Source organism: Streptomyces verrucosisporus (assembly GCF_017114865.1).
Lineage (GTDB): Bacteria > Actinomycetota > Actinomycetes > Streptomycetales > Streptomycetaceae > Streptomyces > Streptomyces fenghuangensis.
Genome location: NZ_JADEYH010000005.1, coordinates 58503 through 80680 on the forward strand (window position 1 = coordinate 58503; position 22178 = coordinate 80680).

General features: G+C 73.8%; 20 protein-coding genes. 10 read left to right on the forward strand and 10 right to left on the reverse strand.

What is annotated here, in order from left to right:
• Positions 1–237 precede the first annotated feature (237 nt).
• The gene (locus tag IQ279_RS08685; protein WP_206347773.1) at positions 238–1119 is read left to right on the forward strand and encodes a lysozyme; all 882 of its coding nucleotides are present in this window, start codon (positions 238–240) and stop codon (positions 1117–1119) included.
• 102 nt (positions 1120–1221) lie between these two features.
• Positions 1222–1875, forward strand: a complete 654-nt coding sequence (locus tag IQ279_RS08690; protein WP_206347774.1) for a peptidoglycan recognition protein family protein — start codon at positions 1222–1224, stop codon at positions 1873–1875.
• Between the two features lie 90 nt (positions 1876–1965).
• Here IQ279_RS08690 and IQ279_RS08695 read toward each other — a convergent pair whose 3' ends face one another.
• Both IQ279_RS08695 and IQ279_RS08700 read right to left on the reverse strand, forming a co-directional pair.
• Positions 1966–3141 carry a glycoside hydrolase family 12 protein gene (locus IQ279_RS08695; RefSeq protein WP_206347775.1) on the reverse strand — a complete coding sequence of 392 codons (1176 nt, stop codon included), beginning with the start codon at positions 3139–3141 and terminating at the stop codon, positions 1966–1968.
• A gap of 203 nt (positions 3142–3344) precedes the next feature.
• A complete protein-coding gene (locus IQ279_RS08700; RefSeq protein ID WP_206347917.1) occupies positions 3345–3878 on the reverse strand; it encodes a sugar O-acetyltransferase in 534 nt (177 codons plus the stop codon).
• 406 nt (positions 3879–4284) lie between these two features.
• On the opposite strand from IQ279_RS08700, the gene IQ279_RS08705 reads away from it, so the two are divergent.
• The 5 genes from IQ279_RS08705 to IQ279_RS08725 all read left to right on the forward strand — a co-directional run bounded on the left by IQ279_RS08705 (position 4285) and on the right by IQ279_RS08725 (position 8052).
• A complete protein-coding gene (locus IQ279_RS08705) occupies positions 4285–4596 on the forward strand; it encodes an STAS domain-containing protein (protein ID WP_206347776.1) in 312 nt (103 codons plus the stop codon).
• A 139-nt stretch (positions 4597–4735) separates the two neighbouring features.
• Positions 4736–5152: an ATP-binding protein gene (locus IQ279_RS08710; RefSeq protein WP_206347777.1), complete on the forward strand. Its 417-nt coding sequence runs from the start codon at positions 4736–4738 to the stop codon at positions 5150–5152.
• 230 nt (positions 5153–5382) lie between these two features.
• The gene (locus IQ279_RS08715; RefSeq protein ID WP_206347778.1) at positions 5383–5745 is read left to right on the forward strand and encodes a cupin domain-containing protein; all 363 of its coding nucleotides are present in this window, start codon (positions 5383–5385) and stop codon (positions 5743–5745) included.
• 19 nt (positions 5746–5764) lie between these two features.
• Positions 5765–6058 (forward strand): hypothetical protein, encoded by a 294-nt coding sequence (locus tag IQ279_RS08720; RefSeq protein WP_206347779.1) that lies wholly within the window; start codon positions 5765–5767, stop codon positions 6056–6058.
• Positions 6059–6267: 209 nt separating this feature from the next.
• Positions 6268–8052 (forward strand): multicopper oxidase family protein, encoded by a 1785-nt coding sequence (locus tag IQ279_RS08725; protein WP_307792272.1) that lies wholly within the window; start codon positions 6268–6270, stop codon positions 8050–8052.
• 82 nt (positions 8053–8134) lie between these two features.
• On the opposite strand, the gene IQ279_RS08730 is transcribed toward IQ279_RS08725, so the two are convergent.
• Complete coding sequence (locus tag IQ279_RS08730) at positions 8135–8695, reverse strand: NAD(P)H-dependent oxidoreductase (RefSeq protein WP_206347781.1); 561 nt, start codon at positions 8693–8695, stop codon at positions 8135–8137.
• A 119-nt stretch (positions 8696–8814) separates the two neighbouring features.
• Between IQ279_RS08730 and IQ279_RS08735 the strand changes: the two genes are divergently transcribed.
• Positions 8815–9477, forward strand: a complete 663-nt coding sequence (locus tag IQ279_RS08735; protein ID WP_372445102.1) for a TetR/AcrR family transcriptional regulator — start codon at positions 8815–8817, stop codon at positions 9475–9477.
• A gap of 56 nt (positions 9478–9533) precedes the next feature.
• Here the strand turns inward: IQ279_RS08735 and IQ279_RS08740 are convergent, their stop codons facing one another.
• Both IQ279_RS08740 and IQ279_RS08745 read right to left on the reverse strand, forming a co-directional pair.
• Complete coding sequence (locus tag IQ279_RS08740; RefSeq protein WP_206347782.1) at positions 9534–10166, reverse strand: MBL fold metallo-hydrolase; 633 nt, start codon at positions 10164–10166, stop codon at positions 9534–9536.
• Entirely contained in the window at positions 10163–11248 is a 1086-nt protein-coding gene (locus IQ279_RS08745; RefSeq protein ID WP_206347783.1) for an S-(hydroxymethyl)mycothiol dehydrogenase, read from the reverse strand. The genes IQ279_RS08740 and IQ279_RS08745 overlap by 4 nt, the downstream gene beginning before the upstream one ends.
• Positions 11249–11631: 383 nt before the next feature.
• Here IQ279_RS08745 and IQ279_RS08750 point away from each other — a divergent pair, with 383 nt between their 5' ends.
• The gene (locus tag IQ279_RS08750; protein ID WP_206347784.1) at positions 11632–12474 is read left to right on the forward strand and encodes a putative protein N(5)-glutamine methyltransferase; all 843 of its coding nucleotides are present in this window, start codon (positions 11632–11634) and stop codon (positions 12472–12474) included.
• A gap of 102 nt (positions 12475–12576) precedes the next feature.
• Here the strand turns inward: IQ279_RS08750 and IQ279_RS08755 are convergent, their stop codons facing one another.
• The 3 genes from IQ279_RS08755 to IQ279_RS08765 all read right to left on the reverse strand — a co-directional run bounded on the left by IQ279_RS08755 (position 12577) and on the right by IQ279_RS08765 (position 18231).
• A complete protein-coding gene (locus IQ279_RS08755) occupies positions 12577–15168 on the reverse strand; it encodes a glycoside hydrolase family 9 protein (protein ID WP_206347785.1) in 2592 nt (863 codons plus the stop codon).
• A gap of 299 nt (positions 15169–15467) precedes the next feature.
• Positions 15468–16730: an NAD(P)-binding domain-containing protein gene (locus IQ279_RS08760; RefSeq protein ID WP_206347786.1), complete on the reverse strand. Its 1263-nt coding sequence runs from the start codon at positions 16728–16730 to the stop codon at positions 15468–15470.
• 31 nt (positions 16731–16761) lie between these two features.
• Positions 16762–18231, reverse strand: coding sequence for a carboxylate--amine ligase (locus tag IQ279_RS08765; protein WP_206347787.1), 1470 nt, complete (start codon positions 18229–18231; stop codon positions 16762–16764).
• A 355-nt stretch (positions 18232–18586) separates the two neighbouring features.
• On the opposite strand from IQ279_RS08765, the gene IQ279_RS08770 reads away from it, so the two are divergent.
• Positions 18587–19759 carry a glycoside hydrolase family 26 protein gene (locus tag IQ279_RS08770; protein WP_206347788.1) on the forward strand — a complete coding sequence of 391 codons (1173 nt, stop codon included), beginning with the start codon at positions 18587–18589 and terminating at the stop codon, positions 19757–19759.
• Positions 19760–19860: 101 nt separating this feature from the next.
• Here the strand turns inward: IQ279_RS08770 and IQ279_RS08775 are convergent, their stop codons facing one another.
• Positions 19861–20844, reverse strand: a complete 984-nt coding sequence (locus tag IQ279_RS08775; protein WP_206347789.1) for a YveK family protein — start codon at positions 20842–20844, stop codon at positions 19861–19863.
• Between the two features lie 6 nt (positions 20845–20850).
• Positions 20851–22107, reverse strand: coding sequence for a glycosyltransferase (locus tag IQ279_RS08780; protein WP_206347790.1), 1257 nt, complete (start codon positions 22105–22107; stop codon positions 20851–20853).
• Positions 22108–22178 lie beyond the last annotated feature (71 nt).

The window sequence follows — 22178 nt, forward strand, 5'->3', positions numbered from 1 at the left end:
GTTTCCGCCGGGCGCGGTCCGTCGGCGCAGTTGGCGCCCGGCGGCAGAGGTAGAGACCACAGGGAGTGCCTGGAGTGTCTTTACAGAGTGACCGCCGCGTGCGTCACTTATGACGCGTGCACGTCAACAAGGTCGCGCCGGTACGGCCGTGCCGGCGCGCTCGCCCGTACCGACGGCACCACCCAGCACCTCCTCCCATCCCCCACTCCCGCCTTCACCGAGCGCCAGGAGGAAGCCATGCGCCCGCACAGACCCCTCTCCCCCCACCGCCGGCCGAGAACCGCCGTGGTCGGCGTGCTCGCCGCCGTACTCGCCCTGCTGACGGCCACGGCGGGTACGGCCGCGGCGGCGCCTCCGCCCGCCGAGGAGCGCCTCAAGCCGGGCACGGCGTTCATGGGCGCCGGCCACCGGCTCCACGAGGGGGCCGGCACCCGGGAGGAACCGCCACTGGGTGCGCTGGGCCACACCAGCGGCGTGCAGGGGATCGACGTCTCGCACTGGCAGGGCGCCATCAACTGGACCTCGGTGCGGAACTCGGGCATCCAGTTCGCCTGGATCAAGGCGACCGAGGGCACCAGCTTCAAGGACTCTCGGTTCAACACCAACTACGTGGCGGCGTACAACGCAGGTGTGATCCGCGGCGCCTACCACTTCGCGCGCCCCGACGTCTCCGGCGGCTCGACCCAGGCGGCCTACTTCGCCTCCAACGGCGGCGCGTGGTCGCGGGACAACATGACCCTGCCCGGCGTCCTGGACATCGAGCACAACCCCTACGGGGCGATGTGCTACGGCCTGTCCACCACGCAGATGCGCGCCTGGATCACCGACTTCTACAACACCTACAAGTCGCGCACCTCGCGCGACGTGGTGATCTACACGACCGCGGGCTGGTGGAACACCTGCACCGGCAACTGGACGGGCATGTACCACAAGAGCCCGCTGTGGGTGGCGCACTGGACCTCCAGCGAGACCCCGACCATCCCCAGCGGCTTCCCCACCTGGACGGTGTGGCAGTACACCAGCACCGGCTCGGTCGGCGGCGTCTCCGGGAACGTCGACCGCAACAAGTTCAACGGCTCCAGGGACCGGCTCCTCGCCCTGGCCAACAACACCCCGTAGCCCTCCGAAGCGACCGAACGGCCGAACGGCCCGCGGGCCCCGCCCTCCCCCGCCCCGTCCCCGCGACCCGCGTGCTCCGCGCGGCCCTTTTGAGGAGCGACCTTGAACGGTGAGAAACCACTGCGCCGCCGTCTGCTGATCACCGGTGCCGCCGGGCTCGTCGCCGCCGGCGCGCCGGCGGGCACCGCCCGGGCCTCGGGCACGGTCGAACCCGACGTCGACAGCACCTCCGAGTGGAACGCACGGCCGCCCCGGGGCGACGTCACCGTCCTCGGGTACCGGCCGGACCGGATCATCGTCCACCACACGGTGAGCGCGAACACCTCCGACCTCTCCCGCGCCCGGGCCCACGCACACGCCCACTGGGTCCAGGACCTGCACATGGACGACAACGGCTGGATCGACACCGGCTACCACTTCGCCGTCAGCCGGGGAGGCTGGATCACCGAGGGCAGGCACGGCAGCCTGCGGACCCTCACCGGCGGCACCTCCTTCGTCCTCGGCGCGCACACCTCCGGGCAGAACGGCCGCGCCGTCGGCATCGCCTGCGAGGGGGCGTACCACGCGGGCGCGGTGCCGCCGCAGGCCCAGTGGGAGGTGCTGGTGATCCTGTGCGCGTACGTGTGCGAGCGGTACGGCATCGCGCCCGCCCGGATGTACGGCCACAAGGACTACGACACGGGCACGCTGTGCCCCGGGGTGCTCCACGACATGCTGCCGCGGCTGCGCGAGGAGGTGGCGGCGCGGCTGGCCTGAGGGCCGCCGGGCCGAGTGCGGCGCGGGGCCCGGACCACCCCCTGTGCGGTCCAGGCTCCGCGCCGCTTCACCGTGCCCGCCGTGCGTGGCTCACTTCACCGTGCAGACGGTGCCGTTGAGGGTGAACCGGGCCGGCTCGCCGAGCGTGCCCCCCGAGTGGGTCCCCTGGAAGCCGAACGACTGGGTGCCGCCCGGTTCGATGTTCCTGTTGTGCTCGACCGGACGGGCCGTCACCGTGCCCCCGCTGGAGGAGAGCGTGGTGTTCCAGGCGCTGGTGACCGACTGGCCGGCGGGCAGGGCGAAGCTCATCTCCCAGCCGCTGATCGCGGTGGAGCCGGTGTTCCTGACGCCGACGTCGGCGGTGAAGCCGTTCGACCAGGAGTTGGTGGTGTAGGTGACCTCGCAGGCACCCGGCCCGCCGCCCGGGTCGCCGCCGTCACCACCGCCGTCACCGCCGCCGCTGCCGGTGTTGACGGACGCGGAGAAGGAGTCGACGGCGAGACCGGCACCGTTCTGCCAGGGCTCGAAGCCGGCCTGAACACTCGTCAGGTACCACGAGCGCTGGGCCATGCCGCGGGCGACCGTCTCGTCGACGAAGTCCATGACGTCGAAGCTCAGGCTCCGGACCGCGGAGGGGGCGATGAAGGAGATGACGTCGTTGGAGCCGTTGCTGCCGGTCCACACCTCCCAGCTGCGGCCACCGACGTTCGCCGTGCCGACGCGGGAGCCGATGGGCTGGATCGGGCCCACGCGGTTGAGCCAGATCATGATCTCGGTCCGGTTGACCCCGTCCTTCTTCGGCGTCGGGTCGAGCCAGATGTCGTACGAGGCGTTGTAGACCGCGTTGTCGACGTAGGTGTAGGAGACGCTGCTGGGCGCGCTGCCGATCGAGTCGACCTGCATCGGCAGGTTGGTGCCCGGGGAGCAGTTGGTGTAGTGGCAGCCGTAGAAGACCGAGGGATAGGACTTGGGCGCCCCGTCGGTCGGGACGGAGCCGTCGGCCTGGGCGAGCCGGAACCCGGTGCCCGTCACGTCGATGCACTGGGTGGCGCTGGTGCCCCAGCGGTTGTTCTGCACCACGTACTCGCCCTGGATGGTGGTGCTCCCGTACTGGTCGCAGATCCGCTCGTCGGCGCGGGCGGTCTGCGCCGTGGCGGTCAGGGCCGTCAGGGCCCCCGCGAGCAGCAGGAGCGCCAGCAGTGCGGCGCGTACCCGGGGCAGGGAGCGAAGTGGCGTACGCAAGGGTGTGCGCAGGGGGGAAGCCATGCTGTCCTTTCGGCAGGAGTGGGGCGGGGAGCTTCTGGGAGCGCTCCCATCGCTGCGCGGCGGACTCTATGTCCACCTAAGGGACATGACAAGACGGACGGCACCCTGGACTTCCCTCCCACCCCCGGATCTCCGCGTCTCGCCGCTTTTCGTGAGCAACCGGGCATTACCCTTCCTTCGGACACCGCCGGAGGAGGGCGGTCTCACAGCTCGCGGACGACGCGGGCCGGGTTGCCCACCGCGACGACGTTCGCGGGCAGGTCCCGGGTGACGACGGCCCCGGCGCCGACCACGGTGTTCTCGCCGACGGTCACGCCGGGACAGACGATGGCACCGCCCCCCAGCCACACGTTGTCGCCGACGGTGACCGGCTCGGCCGCCTCCCATTTGGCGCGGCGCCGCTCGGGGTCGAGCGGATGGGTGGGGGTGAGCAGCTGGACGTTCGGGCCGATCTGGACATCGGCGCCGACCGAGACGGGGGCGACATCGAGCACGACCGCTCCGAAGTTGACGAACGTACCGGGCCCGATCGTGGTCCGGTAGCCGTAGTCGACGTACAGCGGCGGGCGAACCTCGGCCCCCTCCCCCAGCCCGCCCAGCAGCTCGGCGAGCACCGCCCGGCGCGCGGCGGGGTCGGCGGCCGGCGAGGTGTTGAACCGCTCGCACCGCTCGGCCGCGCGCCGCAGGTCGGCGGCCAGTTCGGGATCGTCGGCGAGGTAGGGCTCACCGGCGAGCATGCGCTCCTTGTGGCTGGTCACCGCATCCCTCCGCTCCGGTCGGCGTATCCGCTCCACCGCGCTGCGGCGCGTGCGGCACACCACCGGACTGCCCCGGAATCCCGCCGGCCTCACCACCGTGTGGCGGGCGTGTCCGGAACCGGTCGGCGGCGCCCGGGTTCCGGCCCCGGCCGGCACACGGCCGCCTCCCGCCCCACCCGGCTCACCCGGACGTGCGCACGGGCCGGGATTTGGGACAACGATGGTGGCGCGGCGGCCCCTGGTGTGTGACGGTGGGGGGAGTCGCCCCGCCGTCTGGCCGGGGAGGCTCCTTTGCCCGCGCCGGCCGGGCACCGCCGAACCACCCGATCCGGAAGACACCTCGGCCGGCACGAGCCGATCCACCCCGGAAGGGGGTCGAAGGGCCATGCGCACCCTGTCAGTCGCCATCACCCGCCAACACGACACCGTCGTCCTGCATCCCCGGGGTGACGTCGACCACGACAGCGCGCCGGCCCTGACGGGCATCCTGAAGGAGATCGACCAGCCCTGGCGGAGTCTGGCCGTCGACCTGTCGAGCGTCCCCTTCATGGACTCCGCCGGCCTGCACGCCCTGCTCTCCCTGGAGCGCAGCTGCCGGGACCGCGGGGCCCCCCTGATCCTGACCGGCGTCGGTGAACAGCCCGGCAGGCTGCTGGAGCTGGTGGGTCTGGCCGGGTTCTTCACCGTTGCCCGCTGACCGCTCCCCCCTTCCCCGGCCCCGTCCCGGGCCCGCCCGCGGCAGTGGATGCGGCAGGGTGGGGCGACAGCGGCGTATGGTGTGGGAAACAGCGGGAAGACGCACTATGGACACCGCTGTGTTGACTGGGGGACCGGCGATGGAACTGCTGAGCGAGGGTTTGGGGGCTCCCCATTTGCGCGCCGACTTCGACGGCCACTCCGGCACCATCGCCCAGGCACGCGACGCCGCCGACGCCTTCCTGCTGAAACTGGCGGGCACCGAACCGCCCGCCGGAGAGCGCTCACACGGCGACGTGCTGCTGGTCGTCTCCGAACTGGTCACCAACGCCGTACGCCATGCCCCCGGCCCACTCACCCTGTGCCTGGCGTTCACCGAGGGCCGCGTACAGATCACCGTCCGCGACAGCGATCCGGCCCCGCCCAGGCCCCGCCAGGCCGATCTGAACGACGGCGGGGGCGGTTTCGGCTGGTCCATCGTCGAGCGGATCGCCGACCGGCTCACCGTCCACCCGCTGCCGGACGGCAAGGAGATCCACGCCTTCCTCCCGTGGTGAAACCGGCCCCGGGCCTACGGGTCCTGGAAGGTCCGCTGGTCCCCTGACCGGGCCTCCTCCCACGACCCCGCGTACGCTCCACGCACGGGTCCGTGCACGGGGGCGGCCGCCGGCCTCGGTGGTGGCGGGCCAGCTCCCCACCGGATTCCCGAAATCCCCGCTCCCCGCCGTTTCCCTGTCGCGCCCTACGCGCACATAATGGACATATGGCGTGAAACGGAGGTTCAGTCATGCTGGAAGTCAAGACCATCGAGAAGCCGGACGAGCGGCGCGACTTCCCCCGTGGCCACCTCGAAGCCCTCCACCTCACCGGGCTGGACTTCGCCGTGGCCACGTTCGAGCCCGGCTGGCGCTGGTCGGAGTCGGTGGGCCCGATCGCCGGAACGGACAGCTGCCGGATCCACCACAACGGCTACGTGGTGAGCGGGCGGATGCGGATCCGCATGGACGACGGCCAGGAGACCGAGGTCGGGCCGGGCGACGTGTTCGTCTGCCCGCCTGGGCACGACGCCTGGACCGTCGGCGACGAGGCGGTCGTGATGTACGACTACGCCGGCGCCATGGCGGAGGAGTACGCCAAGGCCCGGCAGTGACCGCCGCGGGAGGATTCTCATGACGTTCGTACAGCTCATCGAGTACGAGACGACGCACGACAAGGAGATGATGGACCTCTGGGACCAGTGGATGCGGATGACGGAGGGCAAGCGGACCCTCTCCCGTGAGATCCACGGGCAGGACCGCGAGAACTCCACCCACTACGTGGACATCGTCGAGTTCCCCTCCTACGAGCAGGCGATGAGGAACAGCGAGATGCCCGAGACGCAGCGCGTCTCCGAGCAGATCCGGGGACTGTGCAGCAAGGAGCCCCGCTTCGTGAACCTGGAGGTGGTCGACGAGAGGTCCTGAGTTCCCGACCGTACCGCCGGCGGGCCCGGGTCCGCCGGTTCTCCGTGTCCGCGTCCTCCAGGACCCACTTGCATACCGGAAAACATCTCTCCTGATTTACATGCGGGTAAAAGGTATTTTCTACCTGAACAGCCCATATACCAGTACTTCTTTCCCGGAGAAGATCACGGATGCCCCGCCATCCCGTGACCCCGAGGGAAAGACAGACCGTGGACAGAAGACGTTTCATCCAGGCGAGCTCGCTGACCGGGGGCGCGCTGCTCCTGCCCGGACCCGGTACGGCGCCGCCCGCCGCCGCCCGGGAGGCCGCCGCGCTGCCACCCCTCGACGACCCGCTCTACCTCGAACCGATCGCCGACCCCGCCGCCGTCCCCCGGTTCACCGACCCGCTGCCCCGCCCGTCACGCGTCGACGCGCTGGGCGGAGGCGACCGGACCTTCGTGATGGGCCCGGCGCGCCAGGACCTCCTCGGCGGCGGGCTGGGCCTGACCACACCGGTTTGGGGTTTCGGAGTGCGCGGGCACCGCGGCGGCGGCCCCGCGTCCGCGGGCCCGGTCCAGGTGTCCTACCCCGGCCCGACCCTCGTGGCCCACCGGGACCGGCCCGTACGGGTGAACTGGGTCAACGGCCTGCCACACCGGCACCTGCTGCCGGTGGACACCACGGTCCACTGGGCCTTCGCCCGCACCGGCCACACCATCGAGCGCGACGGCGTGCCGTCCGTGGTGCACCTGCACGGCGGACACACCGACCCGGGCGGCGACGGCCACCCCGAAGCCTGGTACACCCCCGGCGGTGCCGTCGGGCCGCTCTTCGACGGCACGCGGCTGAGCTACGACAACAGCCAGGAGGCCGCCGCCCTCTGGTATCACGACCACACCCTCGGCATCACCCGGCTCAACGTCTACGCCGGGCTGGTCGGCTTCTACCTCCTGCGCGACTCGCACGAGCTCTCGCTCATCGAGGACCACCGTCTGCCCGGCGATCCGTACGAACTGGAACTGGTGGTCCAGGACCGCATGTTCCACCCGGACGGGCGGCTGGCCTATCCGGACGCCCCCTCCGACTGCCCCGGCTGGCCGGGCGGGCCCTCGGTACGGCCCGAGTTCTTCGGACAGGTCATCCTGGTCAACGGCAAGGCGTGGCCGTATCTGGACGTGGAGCCGCGCCAGTACCGGCTGCGGCTGCTCAACGGGTCGAACTCGCGCTTCTACCGGCTGTCGGCCGGCGGGGGATGGCCGTTCCCCGCCACCCTGGTCGGGACCGACCTCGGCTTCCTCCACCGGCCGCAGCCGCTGGACGGGCCGCTGGTGGTCGCCCCCGGCGAGCGGGCGGACCTGGTCGTCGACTTCCGGGGGCTGGGGGGCGAGACCCACACCCTGACCAACGACGCGCCCACGCCCTTCCCCTACGGCCGCCCCGTAGCCCCACCCGCCGACCAGGTGATGCGGTTCCGGGTGAACCGGCCCCGCGACGAGCGGATCCCCGAGCCCCGGCTGCCGCGGACGCTGCGCCGCGCCCCCTTCCGGATCTCCAGGCCCCCGGCCCGGACCCGCCGGCTGCTGCTGTCCGAGGCATCGGACGAGTTCGGCAGGATGAAGCCGCTGCTGGGCACCGCGGAGCAGGGCACGCTGGAGTGGTCCGAACCGGTCACCGAGGACCCCGGACTGCACACCTCCGAGATCTGGGAGATCTTCAACGCCACGTACGACACCCACCCGGTCCATCTGCACATGGTGCGGTTCCAGGTACTGGACCGGGCGCCGTTCAAAGCCGACCGGGACCCGGGGACCGGGGTTCTGAGCAACATCGAGATCGGGCTGCCGCAGCAGCCGGACGCCACCGAACTGGGTCCGAAGGACACCGTGTCGGCGCCGCCCTGGCGGGTCACCCGGATCAAGGCGCTCTTCGACAGGCCCGGCCTGTACGTCTGGCACTGCCACATCCTCGAGCACGAGGACCACGAGATGATGCGGAACTACCGGGTCCGCTGAGCCCCGAACCAGCGCGGGAGGGGTCCCCCGGATTCCGGAGGGCCCCTCCCGCGCTGTCCCGCCGAGGCGCTGACGCGGTCGGTCAGACGGCGGACGGCTCGGCGGCGGCCGAGACCCTGCCGAGGACCTCGACGAGCTGCCCGGTGATCTCGGCGTCCTCGGCCGGGTGGGCCTCGGCGAAGCGCACGACCGAGTTGGGGATGGAGAGCTTCACGTCCTCCAGCACCCTGGCGCCCGCGATGCCCGCGGCCTTGCGGGTCTCGTCCTGCGCCCACACGCCGCCGTACTGCCCGAAGGCGGTGCCGACGACGGCCACCGGCTTGCCGGACAGGGCGCCGGCGCCGTAGGGGCGGGAGAGCCAGTCGATCGCGTTCTTCAGCACGGCCGGGATGGTGCCGTTGTACTCGGGCGAGAACAGCAGGAAGGCGTCGGCTCCGCCGGCCATCTCGCGCAGCCGCGCGGCCTCGGCGGGTACGGAGCCCTCGACGTCGACGTCCTCGTTGTAGAAGGGGACGTCGCCCAGCCCTTCGTGGACGACGATCTCGACGCCCTCGGGGGCGTGCTTCACGGCCGCCTCGGCGAGCTGACGGTTGTGCGAGCCGGAGCGGAGGCTGCCGACGAGGGCGAGGATGCGGACGGACATGGCGTCTCCTGTGGGGATCGGGGAGGGGCGGAGCAGTAAACGGACCGCGGTCCGAATGCTTTCTAGCACGCCAACCGGACCGTGGTCCATTTTCTTCCCCGGGGAGTACGCTGAGTCCCGTGACTCCGATCGCGCCGCCCGACGACGAACAGGGCCACCCCGGGCAGACGGCCGAGCAGACGGCCGGTCAGCCGCTGCTGCCGCTGGCCGGCCAGACGCCTCCCATACGCGCGGACGCGGCCCGCAACCGGACGCGTCTGCTGGAGGCCGCCGCCCGGCTGGTGGCCGAGCGAGGCCCCGAGCAGCTGACCATGGAGGCCGTCGCGGCGGCCGCCTCGGTCGGCAAGGGGACCGTCTTCCGGCGCTTCGGCGACCGGGGCGGGCTGCTCATGGCCCTCCTCGACCACTCCGAGCGCCTCTACCAGGAGTCCTTCCTCACCGGTCCCCCGCCACTGGGGCCCGGGGCACCCCCCGTACGGCGGCTGGAGGAGTTCGGTATCGCCACGCTCAGGCACCTGGCCGCCCACCGGGCCCTGCTGCTGGCCGCCGAGCCGGAGGCGTGCAGGCGCTTCGAGCCCCCGCCCCGCCGCCTGGCTCTCACCCACCTCACCGCGCTGCTGCGCGAGGCCGGCACCGGCGGCGACGCCGAACTGCTGGCCCACACCCTGGCGGGCCACCTGGACGTCGCGCTGCTGCACCACCTCACCGAGCGGCGCGGCATGCCGCTGGAGCGGCTGGAGGCCGGCTGGCTCGACCTGGTCGCCCGTATCACCCGCACCTGACCCGCCGGCCGCCGGGCCGTCCCGGCCCGCACCTCCGAGCCCGCGCCGGCGCGGGCTCAGTGGCCCCGGTCGATCCACTCCTGGAGGTGGGGCGCCTCGGCGCCGACGGTGGTGGACTCGCCGTGGCCGGTGCGCACCACCGTCTCCGGCGGCAGGGTGAGCAGCCTGTCGCGGATGGAGTCGATGATGGTCGGGAAGTGCGAGAAGGACCGCCCCGTGGCCCCGGGGCCGCCGGCGAAGAGGGTGTCGCCGGTGAAGACCGTGCCCAGCGCCGGGGCGTACAGGCAGACCGCGCCGGGCGCGTGGCCGGGGGTGTGCAGCACCGTCAGCCCGGTCCCGGCGACGGTGAGCGTCCGGCCGTCGGCCAGTTCCCCGTCCGGTGCCCGGCCGGGGTGGGTCAGGTCCCACAGCGGCCGGTCGTCGGGGTGGAGGAGGACGGGCGCGCCGGTGGCCTCGGCCAGGGCCGGGGCGGCGCCGATGTGGTCGTCGTGGGCGTGGGTGCACACGATGGCGGTCAGCCGCCGCCCGCCCAGCGCGCGGGCGATGGCGTCGGCGTCGTGGGCGGCGTCGACGACCAGCGCCTCGTCCTCGTCGCCGACGATCCAGACGTTGTTGTCCACCTCCCAGGTGCCGCCGTCCAGGGAGAAAGTGCCGGAGGTGGTCAGGTGGTCCACGCGTACGGTGCTCACAGGACCACCACCGAGCGCAGCACGTCGCCGGCCACCATGCGGTCGAACGACTCCCCCACCCCGTCCAGCGCGATGGTCTCGCTGACGAACGCGTCCAGGTCCAGCCGGCCCTGGAGGTGGAGGTCGATGAGCATGGGGAAGTCGCGGGAGGGCAGGCAGTCGCCGTACCAGGAGGACTTCAGCGCCCCGCCGCGCCCGAAGACGTCCAGCAGCGGCAGCTCCAGCCTCATCTCGGGGGTGGGCACCCCCACCAGCACCACCGTCCCGGCCAGGTCCCGGGCGTAGAAGGCCTGCCGGTAGGTCTCGGGAACGCCGACGGCGTCGATGACCACGTCCGCGCCGAACCCTCCGGTCAGCTCCCGCACCGCCTCCACCGGGTCACTCTCGCGGGAGTCGACGGTGTGGGTGGCGCCCAGCTTCCGGGCGGTGGCCAGCTTGCGGTCGTCGATGTCGACGGCGATGACCCGCGAGGCCCCGGCCAGGTTGGCGCCCATCACCGCCGCTCCGCCCACCCCGCCGCAGCCGATGACGGCCACGCTGTCGCCGCGCCGGACGTTCCCGGTGTTCAGCGCGGCGCCGAGGCCGGCCATCACACCGCAGCCCAGCAGGCCGGCGACGGCCGGTGACACGGCCGGGTCGACCTTGGTGCACTGCCCGGCGTGGACCAGGGTCTTGTCCGCGAACGCCCCGATGCCCAGTGCGGCGGTCAGCTCGGTGCCGTCCTCCAGCGTCATCTTCCGCGCGGCGTTGTGGGTGGCGAAGCAGTACCAGGGGCGCCCGCGGCGGCAGGCGCGGCACTGTCCGCACACCGCCCGCCAGTTCAGGACCACGAAGTCGCCGGGTTCCACCTCGGTCACGCCCTCGCCGACCGCCTCCACCACGCCCGCGGCCTCGTGCCCCAGCATGAACGGGAAGTCGTCGGAGATGCCGCCCTGGCGGTAGTGCAGGTCGGTGTGGCACACCCCGCACGCCTGCACCTTCACCACCGCCTCGCCGGGGCCGGGGTCGGGTACCACGACCGTCTCGACGGTGACCGGCTCGTTCTTCCGCCGGGCGATGACCGCCCGCACCTTCTGTGACACGTCTTCGCAGCCTCTCCTGTGGACGGAGTCTCCGGGCCCGCCTCGGCGGCGGGCCCGAGTCCACCGCTACCCCGAACCTCCCCCGCCGACCCGCCGCACGGCCGGGGGTGTCCCCATGGCCGGGCTTCGGGAGGAGCCGTAGCCTCGTCCCGTGACGGGCCCGGCCGGGCCGCGACCGGAGAAGGCCGGCGGGTCGGCGGACCCGCCGGACGGACGGCCGCGGTGCTGTAGTGTTGCCGCTCCGCAACGCAGTGCGACGCGAGGGGGTGGGACCGGTCGACGCCAGGTCAGGCAGTGCTCTCTCGTCCCTCGGTCCCGCGAAGGCGCCGGTTCCCCGGCGCGGGTGACCGCGAGAGCGCCCTTCGGCACTCCGAAAGGCCCTCATGTCCCACCCTTCCCCCTTCTCCGCTCCTTCCGCCCTGTCCGCCGTCGCCGCCCGGCTGCGGGCCGCGGGCTGCGTCTTCGCCGAGGACGAGGCGCGGCTGATGCTGTCCGCCGCCCGCGACCCCGGTGAGCTCGCCGCCATGGCGGAGCGCCGGGCGGGCGGACTTCCGCTCGAACACGTCCTGGGCTGGGCGGAGTTCCGCGGTCTGCGCATCGCGGTGGAGCCCGGGGTCTTCGTGCCGCGCCGCCGTACCGAGTTCCTCGCCCGGCGTGCCGCGGCGCTCGCCGGGCGCCGGCGCGGCGCCGTCGTGCTCGATCTGTGCTGCGGCTCGGGCGCGGTGGGCGCCGCGGTGGCGGCGGCCGTGGAGGGGGTGGAGCTGTACGCCGCCGACGTCGACCCGGCCGCGGTGCGCTGCGCGCGCCGCAATCTCGCAGCCGCCGGGGGCCGGGTGTACGAGGGCGATCTGTACGCCCCGCTGCCCGCTGCGCTGCGCGGCCGCGTCGACGTGCTGCTCGCCAACGCGCCCTATGTGCCCACCGGTGAGATGGGGCTGCTGCCGGCGGAGGCCCGCGAGCACGAGCCGCCGGGGGCGCTGGACGGCGGGCCGGACGGGCTGGGCGTCCAGCGGCGGGTGATCGAGGAGGCGCCGCGGTGGCTGGCGCCGGACGGGTGCCTGCTGGTGGAGACGGGCGGGCACCAGGCGACGCGAACGGCCGAGGCCGTCACCCGGGCCGGTCTGGTGCCCCGGACGGCGGTCTGCGAGGAGCTGTACGCCACCGTCGTCGTCGGCGCTCCGGCCGGCGCTCCGGCCGGCGACGGCGACGGGCCGCGGCAGGACTGACGGCGGAACCGGCGGCCGGACCGACGGCGGAGGGCCGGGGCGCCCCGGTTCGGGGCGCCCCGGCCCTCCGGTCGGGTGGTGCGCGGTCGAAGGTGTGTCAGGTCACTCGACCGTGCAGGCCTTCCCGTTCAGGGATACGGCGTCCGGGTCGGCCGCCTGGCCGCCGGAGGTTCCGTTGAAGCCGAAGCTCACGGATCCGTTCGCCGGGATGGTGCTGTTCCACTGCGCCGGCTTGGCGACGACGTCCCGCCCGGTCTGGACGACCTGGGCGTTCCAGGCCTGGGTGATCCTCTGGTCGTCGGCGAAGGACCAGGTCAGCTCCCAGCCGCTGAGCGTGTCGGTGCCGGTGTTCTTGACCGTCACGTTGGTGCTGAAGCCGCTGTTCCACCGGTTGGAGGAGTAGGTGACCTCGCAGGAGGGCGTCTCGCCCGGGTCCTCGCCGCCGTCGCCGCCCCGGCCGAGGTCGTCGAGGTAGGAGGCGACCCAGGCCAGCGGGGCGTTCCAGTTGATGGTGATCTCGTTGGTGGCCCAGGACTCGATGTGGTCGATGTAGCACATCGCCGGGGCGCAGCCCTGGAGCTTGTCCTGGGCGATCGGGTCCTGGATCTCGACGTTCGGGCCGCCCGCGACGGAGCCGGGTGCCGGGTTGGGCAGGTCCGGGTCGAGCTGGTTGGCCCAGAACCGGTGGTGCTGGTTGCGCGAGTCGCGCTCGCCGTAGCCGGTGACGTAGGACTGGTTGAGCGGGTTGCGGCCCAGCAGGTAGTCCATGCCGCGCAGCACCGCGTCGCGGTAGGCGGCCTCGCCGGTCAGGTCGTGCGCGGTGGCCAGGACCACCATGTTGTTGAGGACCTGGCTGTTGGAGCCCCACACGTAGTGGTTGTCCTGCGGGGCGTAGGGGACGCCGTAGGCGGCGCCACGGGAGTCGGCGGCGTAGCCGTCGGCGGCCTCGGTGACCATGGCGCGCACGCCCTTCAGCTGGGCGTCGGTCATCTCGTTGGGCACGGTGGCCAGGCTGAGCGCGCCCAGGCCGGCGGTGGCGCCCCAGGACATGCCGCCGCGCGGGAAGACGGCGTCGGTGTCGCCGTGCAGCGGGGAGTTCATGACCTCCTGGCGGTAGGTCTCGTCGCCGGTGGTGACGAAGAGCTCGGCCGCGGCCCAGTAGAACTCGTCGGACACGTCGTTGTCGCTGTAGGCGCCGCCGCCGGTGCCGTCGTTGGGGTCGGCGAGCATGTCCGGGTGCGCCTTGGCGGCGGCCCAGGCGGTCTCGGCGGCGTCCAGGCAGCGGTCGGCGAAGTCCGCGTCGTAGGGCTCGAACAGACGGGCGCACTGGGCGGCGGTGGCGGCCACGTTCAGGGTCGCGGCGGTCGACGGCGCGTGCAGCTCGCGCGGCTGCGGGTCCTGGTGCGGCAGCAGCGGCAGTCCGGTCCACGCCCGGTCGTGGATCTTGTGGTGGGCCATGCCGGCGAGTTCCTCGCCGACGGGCACCATCATCCGCATCAGGAAGTCCATCTGCCAGCGGGCCTCGTCCAGCACGTCCGGGACGCCGTTGCCGCGCTCGGGCACACGGAGCTCCCCGTCGCCCAGCGGAGTGCCGTCGGCGCCCTCGGCGGTGAGGGTGCGCTCGTAGTTGGACATCACCTGGGCGGCGGAGATGCCGCCGTTGACGACGTACTTGCCGTGGTCACCGGCGTCGTACCAGCCGCCGGAGACGTCCAGGGTGTAGTCGCACAGGCCCTCCTGGCACGGGACCTCGGTGTCGCCCTGGTTGGGCGCGGCGCCGACGTGCCCGGCGGGACGGGCGTACTCCTCGCCCACCAGGTCGGCGTCGATCTCGATGCCGCTGCGGTTGTGGTAGAAGTACGCCAGCGCGTCCGAGCGCAGCTGCGCGTACAGGTCGTCGCCGATGTCGAAGGGCTCGCTGGTGTGGCCGTCGATGGTGACGGTGTAGCCCTCGCCCGCCTCGGTGAAGTCGCCGAAGCCGAAGGTGTGGACGTTCTGGCGCGAGGTGGGGTCGACGCCTGCGGGGGTGGTGGTGCCGGAGGCCTTCTCGGTGCCGTCGGCGTCCCTGAGCGTCCAGGTCAGGGCCGAGGTCTCGTCGGTGACGAAGGTGCCGTTCTTGGGCCCCTCGGTGAGGTAGCCGACCTGGTTGACGCGTACCGGCGAGCCGGTGTCGGGCTCGTAGACGGGCGGCTCGGCGCCGCCGGTGAGCGAGACGTCGTCCACGCAGAAGGTGTACGCCTGCTCGCTGCCGCCGATCTGGAAGGCGAGCTGGGCGGCCTCGTGGTCGGCACCCGCGGTGAAGACGTGGGTGAAGGTCTTCGCCTCCGCGCCGACCTGGTCGGCCGAGGCGTGCTCGGTGGTCCAGGGCTCGGTGGCCATCTGGACGTTGGTGCGGACGGTGATCGGCTCGGTGGCGCTGGCGGTGAAGCTCAGCTCGTAGCCCTCGCCGACGGCGAGCGGTATGCCGTTCTGCCCGACGATGGCGTCCCAGGGGTTCTCCGTGCCGGCGGGCACCTCGGCGCACAGGCGGCCGTCCACGACCTCGCCGGGGCTGTTCTCCGTCCACCACCAGCCGGTGGTGCCGTTGGAGAAGTCGCCGTTGGTGATCAGTTCGGGCCCGTCGGCGGACTCGGCCGCCAGCGCGGGGACGGTCAGGGCACCGGCCAGCAGTCCGGCGGCGGCCACGGCGGCCATCACGCGGCGCCTGCCGCGGTGCGGGCGGCGCGTCGCCCGGGGCTGAGGGGGCGGATGAGGTGTCACAGTTCGGTCCTTCCGGCGTGGGGAAAACGGACGGGGCGACGCGACGGCATGACGAGATACGCCCCACAACACCTGGGAGCGCTCCCATAGATCGTGGGGTGCATGACAGAAAGCGTCAAGACTTCGGACGCCGCCAACGGATTCCCGCAACCGGGCGGACCTCCGGCGGACCGCCCGCCGGCCACGGCGCGCGTTCCCGGGCCCGCGGCGGCGCGGGCCCGGGAACGCGCGGCTCAGCCCAGGGGCGCCGTGGCCCGGGCGCCGGCCGAGCGCCGGCTGCCGGGCACCGGGGCTCCCCGCCGCCCGCCCAGCCGGCGCCGGACCCCGCGCACCAGACGCTCCGCCGTGAAACCGGCCCCGTAGACGAACCGCATGGACGGGCCGAAGGACGGTGCCGTCAGCAGCCCGGCGAAGAACAGGCCCGGCACCGACGACTCGAACCGGCCGTCCACCTCGGGTGCCCGGCCGGTCCCCGCCAGCCGCAGGCTGTTGCGCACATACGGGTCCAGCAGGCCCAGCCGCCCGATGTCCGGGACGAACCCGGTGGCGGCCACCACATGGTCGGTCTCCAGGGTCGTCGCGGCCCCCTCGGCCGTCTCCAGGTTCAGCCGCACACCCCCGCCCGCCGGGGCGGCGGCCCGCAGCCGCTGGCCGAGCAGCACCGGGATCCGGCTCTCCACGCGGTCGCGCAGCCACCAGGCCCCGGCCGGGCCCAGCGCCCGGTCCACGATCCGCGTCCGCAGCGCGCCGGGCAGGCGGCGGACCACCCAGGGCCTCTCGGACCACACCCAGCTGGGCCAGCCCGTGCCCAGCCCGCAGTGCGGATCGATCAGGGAGCGCAGCGCGGAGCGCTCCAGGGGCTGGGGCGGGGTGTTCCAGGCGACGCCGCCGGCGCGGGCCACCACCCGGGGGTGGGCGCCGCACTCGGCCAGCAGGGCCGCGGTCTCCAGGGCGGCCTGACCGGCGCCGATCACCGTGACGTCCCGGCCGCGGAAGCGCGACAGGTCTTGGTGGTGGCTGCTGTGCGTGACGAGCTCGCGGGGCAGGGACCGCAGCGGTTCGGGCCGGTGGGCGAACGGCATCAGGCCGACCGCCAGGGCCACCGTCCGCGCCAGGATCGCCTCGCCCGTCCCGGTCTCCACCAGGAAGCCCTCGGTCCGGGGGCGCACGGAGACGACCGTCTCCTCCTCGACCGACGGCACGGCCGAACGCCCGAACCACAGCCCGTACTCGGTGAAGACCCCGATCGGCAGCGGGCTGCCGTGCTCGGCGCGCAGGCCCCGGGAGGCGCAGTAGGCGGCCAGGGTGTGCTCGCCGGAGGGGTCGGACAGATTCGAGGACCAGGGCTCGGACTTGAGGAACATCCCCTCGGGCATGTGGTCCCGCCAGGAGGCCATCGGGCGGCCGAGGACGCGCACCCCGATCCCGGCCGCCGCCGCGTGGGACGCGATCGACAGTCCGTAGGGGCCCGCGCCCACAACTACCAGGTCGTACATGGTCGGTCACCGTTCTCTCGTCGTGGGGTCGTCATGCCGTGGGGTGTTCGGGGGTGCGCAGGTCCGCCGGGGTCCGGGGCGCTCCCAAGGGCGCTCCCGCCGTGCCGGTCCGGCCGCTCCCGCCGCCCGCGCCCTCCGGCGCCGGCTCGCGGACCGCCGGCCGTCCCGGGCGCAGCAGGCGCCGCCCCAGACGCACCGCGGCCTTGCGCCCGCCCTGCCCGAGCCAGGACGCGGTCATGGCGAGGAAGGGCGCGGGGTCGTCCGCGGCGAACCAGGCGGTCTCCGTCTCGCGCGGCTCGCCCCTCCCCCCGCCCGCGTCCTGCGCGTCGCCCATGCCGCCCGCGGCGGCCCTGCGGCCGCGCCGGGCGGCGATGAGCGGCAGTCCTTCGGAGGGCAGTGCCGCCAGCGAGGAGAGCAGGGCGTAGTTCTCCGCGACGAAGAGGCGGCCCGGCACGGGGTCGGCCGGGACGGCGGTGCGGCCGGTGAGGTCCAGGTGCAGGGCGCGTACGACGTCCAGCCCCGAGCGGTCGGTGAACAGCCGGAACTGCGCGCCGGGACGGGGGTTGAAGTCCAGCAGCCGGTAGGCGCCGGTGGCGGCGTCGAAGCGGAAGTCCAGGTCGAGGATGCCCCGGTAGTCCAGATGCTCGGCCAGCAGCCGCGCCGCCCGCTCGACCTCGGGGTTCGGCAGCCAGCGGCCGACCGCCGTGAGGCCGGCGCCGACCGGCCAGGACCGCTCCTTGCGCCCGGCCCCTCCCGCGAGGCGGACCGCGCCGCCGGTGAAGCAGCCGTGGAAGAACCAGTCGGTGTCGCGGCCGCCGGGCACGAATCGCTGGAGCAGCAGCCGGCTGCCGGCCTCGCCGCTGCGCCGGTACAGGGCGCGCGCCTGGTCCTCCGTGGTGACCACGGTGGTGCTGCGCAGTGTGCCGCCCTGGGGCAGCAGCCAGGGGCGGCTCCACTTGGCGATCAGGGGCAGGCCCAGCTCCCGGGCCGCGACGGCGGCCTCACCGGCGCTGCGCGGACTGACGGTCGGCGGGTGAGGGATGTCCAGCTCCGCGCACATGGCGGCCAGGCGGGCCTTGTCGGCCACCCGCTGAGGCAGTCCGGGCGGCTGCTCGGGCAGCAGGAAGCGCCCGGCGAGCCGTCCGGCGAGCCGGGCCGCGGCGATGGCACCCATGTCGTCCATGGGGATCAGGACGGCGGGTCGTCCGATGCGGTCGGAGATCTGACGGAGCGTCCGCTCCAGCCGGTCGTCCGACGCACCGCCGGCGTCGACCGTCTCTCCCGTCCGGTGGGCGCCGCGGACTCCGTCCGCCGGCAGTTGGTGACCCTGCCGCAGGTAGCGGGAGCGGCCGATGGGGCAGTGCGGCGAATCGACGACGGCGTGGACCTCGACACCGGCGCGCCCCAGGGACCTGATGGCCCCCAGGGTGCCGTGGTGGAAGGGGTTCCGGTCGAGTCTCAGCAGCAGTACGGGTACCTCGGTGTCGAACGGTGGCGACATGGTGCGCAGTCCTCGGTGTTCCTCGGGAGTTCTTCCTTGGGGGTTTTCTCTGGTGTTCTCTGGTTTTCTCCGGTGTTCCACGGGGCCGTTGGGCGCTCCGCGGGATTCCCCACCCCTCTCCGTTCCCCTCCGGTGTTCCACCGGCGGTCCATCCGGTTCCCGGACCCTCGGCACCGCCGGCTGTCCGGAATTCCGCCCCCGGCGCTGGGCCGAGTGAGCGACGAAGAAAGCGAACGGGTTATCAGAATGCAGCCCTGCGGATCATTTGAGGGATTCTCCGATTAGTGTCTCGGAAAAGACGCGCAGGGCCGGGGAGAACGAGCAGGCCGTTCTGGCGACGCAGCAAGGAGGCACCATGCCCCATCGACACCTCCGACCGGGAAGGACCGGCCGGCACCGGAAGTCCGCGGCGCCCGCCCGGCGCCGCGGACTGACGGCCGCGTGCGCCGGGGCCGTCGTCGCCGGCGCACTGGTGGCGGGCGGCGCCCTGGCGACCGGCACCTTCGGGGACGGTGACGGGCCCCGCCCGCCGGACGGGGCGGGCTCCTCCTCCGTGGCCGCCGGGGCCTTCCTCGGGTCGGGCTCGGACGGGGTGCGGCGGATCGCGGAGCTGCGGCGGTGGCTCGGCGGTGCGGACCTGCGGGTGGGCCACACCTATCTGCCGGGCGACACCTGGGAGCGCATCGAGAGCGACCCGTACTTCCTGCGCCCCTGGGCCGAGTGGCGGCGTGCCGACCCCGACCGGCTGTTCGTGCTCAACGTGCCGATGCAGGCGCGCAACGAGGCCGGCGTCCCCGACCACGAGGTGCGCGAGCTGCTCGCCCAGGGCGCCGGAGGCCGTTTCGACCACCACTTCCGCACCCTGGCCGGGCACCTGGTCTCCGCAGGGGTGCCCGACACGGTGATCGTGCTGGGCTGGGAGATGAACGGCACCACATACACCCACCGCTGCGCTCCGGACCCGCGGGCGTGGAAGGCGTACTGGCGGCGCATCGTCGACGCCATGCGGTCGGTGGACGGGCAGCGGTTCCGCTTCGACTTCGCGCCCAGCCGGGGAGAGGACGCGATCGGCTGGACCGAGTGCTACCCGGGTGACGACGTGGTCGACATCATCGGAATGGACTCCTACGACCAGCCGCCCGGCGAGACGTTCGACGACCAGGTGAACCAGCCCTACGGCCTCCGGCACCAGGTGGATTTCGCCGCCGCGCGCGGAAAGCCGGTCTCCTATCCCGAATGGGGGCTGTTCCGCAGGGGCGACAACGCCGAGTACATGCGCCGCATGCTGGACTGGATCGAGGAGCAGAAGCCGCTCTACCACACCATCAGCGACTACTGTCCGCACGGTGTGTGGCGGTGCGAGGAGAACCCCGAGTCCTCCGCGGTCTTCCGGGAGAGGATGACGCCCGGCGCCTCGCGGCCGGGGCGGAACCGGCCGGAGTTCTGCGTGGATCTGGGCGACTGGCTGGGCGGTTGGCTCGGCGACCGGCGGCTGTGCGTCACCCTCTCCTGGGCTCGGAGGCCCTAGGCGGCCGGGCCCCGGGCGGCCGGGTACCAAAGCGCACGCCTCGTGCCCCGCCCCGGCCGGCGAACACACCGGCCGGGGCGGGGTACGGGGTGTGCGGCGGTTCACCGGGCGGACCGCCGGCCCAGCTTCCGCCGTTCCTCCGGCGCCCCTTCCCCGGCCGCCTCCCTGCCGGAGGACGCGGAGACGGACGCCGCGGCCGCTGCCGCCGCCTTGGCCGCGGCCTTGACGGCGGGTGCGGGGACTCCGGAGTCCGCGGCGGGCCCGGCCTGGGCTGGAGGCGTGGGAGACGCGGGAGACGTGGCGGAGGGTTCCGGAGCGGAGGGTTCCGGAGCGGAGGGTTCGGGTGGACAGGGCTCGTCGGCGCAAGGCGCCGGCCGCTCGGCGCGGGCGCTCCGGTCCGCGGCCCCGGCGGGGGCCGGGGAGCGGCGGCCCCGGGGCGCGGCCAGGAGCGCGAGGCCGCCGACGAGCCCGCCGGCGCAGATGCCCACCGCGACGGCGAGCGCCGCGGAGGGCGAGGCGGGCTCCGTGGGGTCGAGCGCCGGGGCGAACAGCGACAGCCTCACCCCCGTACTGCCGGTGGCCTGGTTCCCGGTCCTGGTCAGGGCGTTGGCCACCGCGTTGGAGGTGGCCGCGGCCCGGCCGGGGCTGGACGCGGTACCGGTGATCTCCACCATGGGGGCGTCCGGGGAGGTGGCCGAGCGCACGGCGTCGCGCAGCTCCTCCACCGGCATCCTCGCCGCCGCCCTCGCGTCGGCGAGGACGGCGCTGTCGGTGGCGACGCGGCCGTACGCCTGGGCGAAGCCGAGGGCGGCCGCGGAGTCCGCCCCGGGGCCCGGCACCACGACCACGTAACTGGTCGCGGTGTAGCGGGGCGTGGCCAGCAGGCAGTAGGCCACCGCACCGACCAGGCCCAGCAGGACTCCCAGGGCCAGCGGCCACCAGGCGGGCGGGGACGGCGTCCGCCTCGGCGACGGGAGGCGGGCGAGCGGACCGGTGCCGCGCGGCGGCGCGGTCGTTTCGGCCGGTTCGGGCGGCTCGGTCGTGCTCGGCTCGGTCGTGCGCGGCTCGGTCAGGGTCTCGCTCAAGGCGGGCTACCTCTTCGTCGTCGGGGCGGTCTGGGCGGCGGAGGTGGTCGGGACGGCCGGGGCTGGCAGGGACGCCGCGAGGGCGCGTACGGCGGCATGCGCGGCGGCGCCCGCGGCCGGCCGCGCGGGGGCGCGGCCGTGGAGCTCCTCGTACAGGGCCATGAGCCGGTCCGCACCGCGGGCCACGTCGTAGCGGCGCACGGCCTCGCAGACCGGGGCCCGGCGTCTGCCGGGCGGCACCGACGACGGCTCGCGCAGCGCCGCGACCAGGCTCGCGACCCCCGGTTCGACGCGGTGCGCCCCGGGGGCGTGGGAGCGCGGCAGTTCGTCGATGGCCGGGCAGGTCACATGGAGCACGGGCAGTCCGGCCGCCAGCGCCTCCAGCACGGCCAGCCCGAAGGCCTCCTCGGCCGACGGCGAGACGAACACGTCCATGGCACTGAGCAGCCCGGGGATGTCGGGGCGGCCCTCGTGCCCGCCCGGCTCGGCCCCCACCGCTCCCCCGCACTCCCCCAGCAGCCGTACGCGGTCGGCGATGCCGAGACCGGCGGCCAGTTCGCGCAGCCTGCCGCGCTCCGGCCCGTCCCCGGCCAGGACCAGGTGGGCCCCGGGAAGCTGGGCGACGGCCCGCACCGCGATGTCGAAGCGCTTGCCGGGCACCAGCCGTCCGACGCCGCCGACCACCAGGGCGTGCGCGGGCAGCCCCAGGCGGTTGCGCACCGAGGCCCGCACCACGGGGTCGAAGCGGAACCGGGCCGCGTCGATGCCGTTGGGGATGACCTTGACGCGTGAGCCGGGCACGCCCCAGCGGCGCAGTCTGGAGGCGACGGTGGTGGAGACCGCGACGGTCGCGGTGCCCATGCGCTCGGTCGCCAGGTACAGGGCGCGGGCTCCCTGGGTGAGCGGGCGGCCCTCGATCCGCCGCTCGCCCAGGGAGTGCTCGGTGGCGACCACGGTGCGCGTCCCGGCCAGCCGCGCGGCGATCCGCCCGTAGACGCAGGCCCGGTACAGGTGGGTGTGGACGATGTCGTAGCGCCCGGCGCGGACGGTGTCCACCAGCCGGGGCAGGGCGGACAGGTCGCGGTTGCCGCGCATCCCCAGATGGGTGACGGCGGTGCCGTCGGCCTCGATGCCCGCGGCGACCGCGCCGGGGTTGGTCAGGGTGACGACGTCGCAGCACAGCGGCAGATGGCGCAGCAGCAGCCGCAGTTGCTGCTCGGCGCCGCCCGCGCCGAGGCCGGTGATGACGTGCAGCACTCTCATCGGTCCTCCTCTCCCGCACCGCGGGTCCGGGCCCGGGCCCGCTCTCCGGGCGTGCGGCCCGTCCCGCGCGC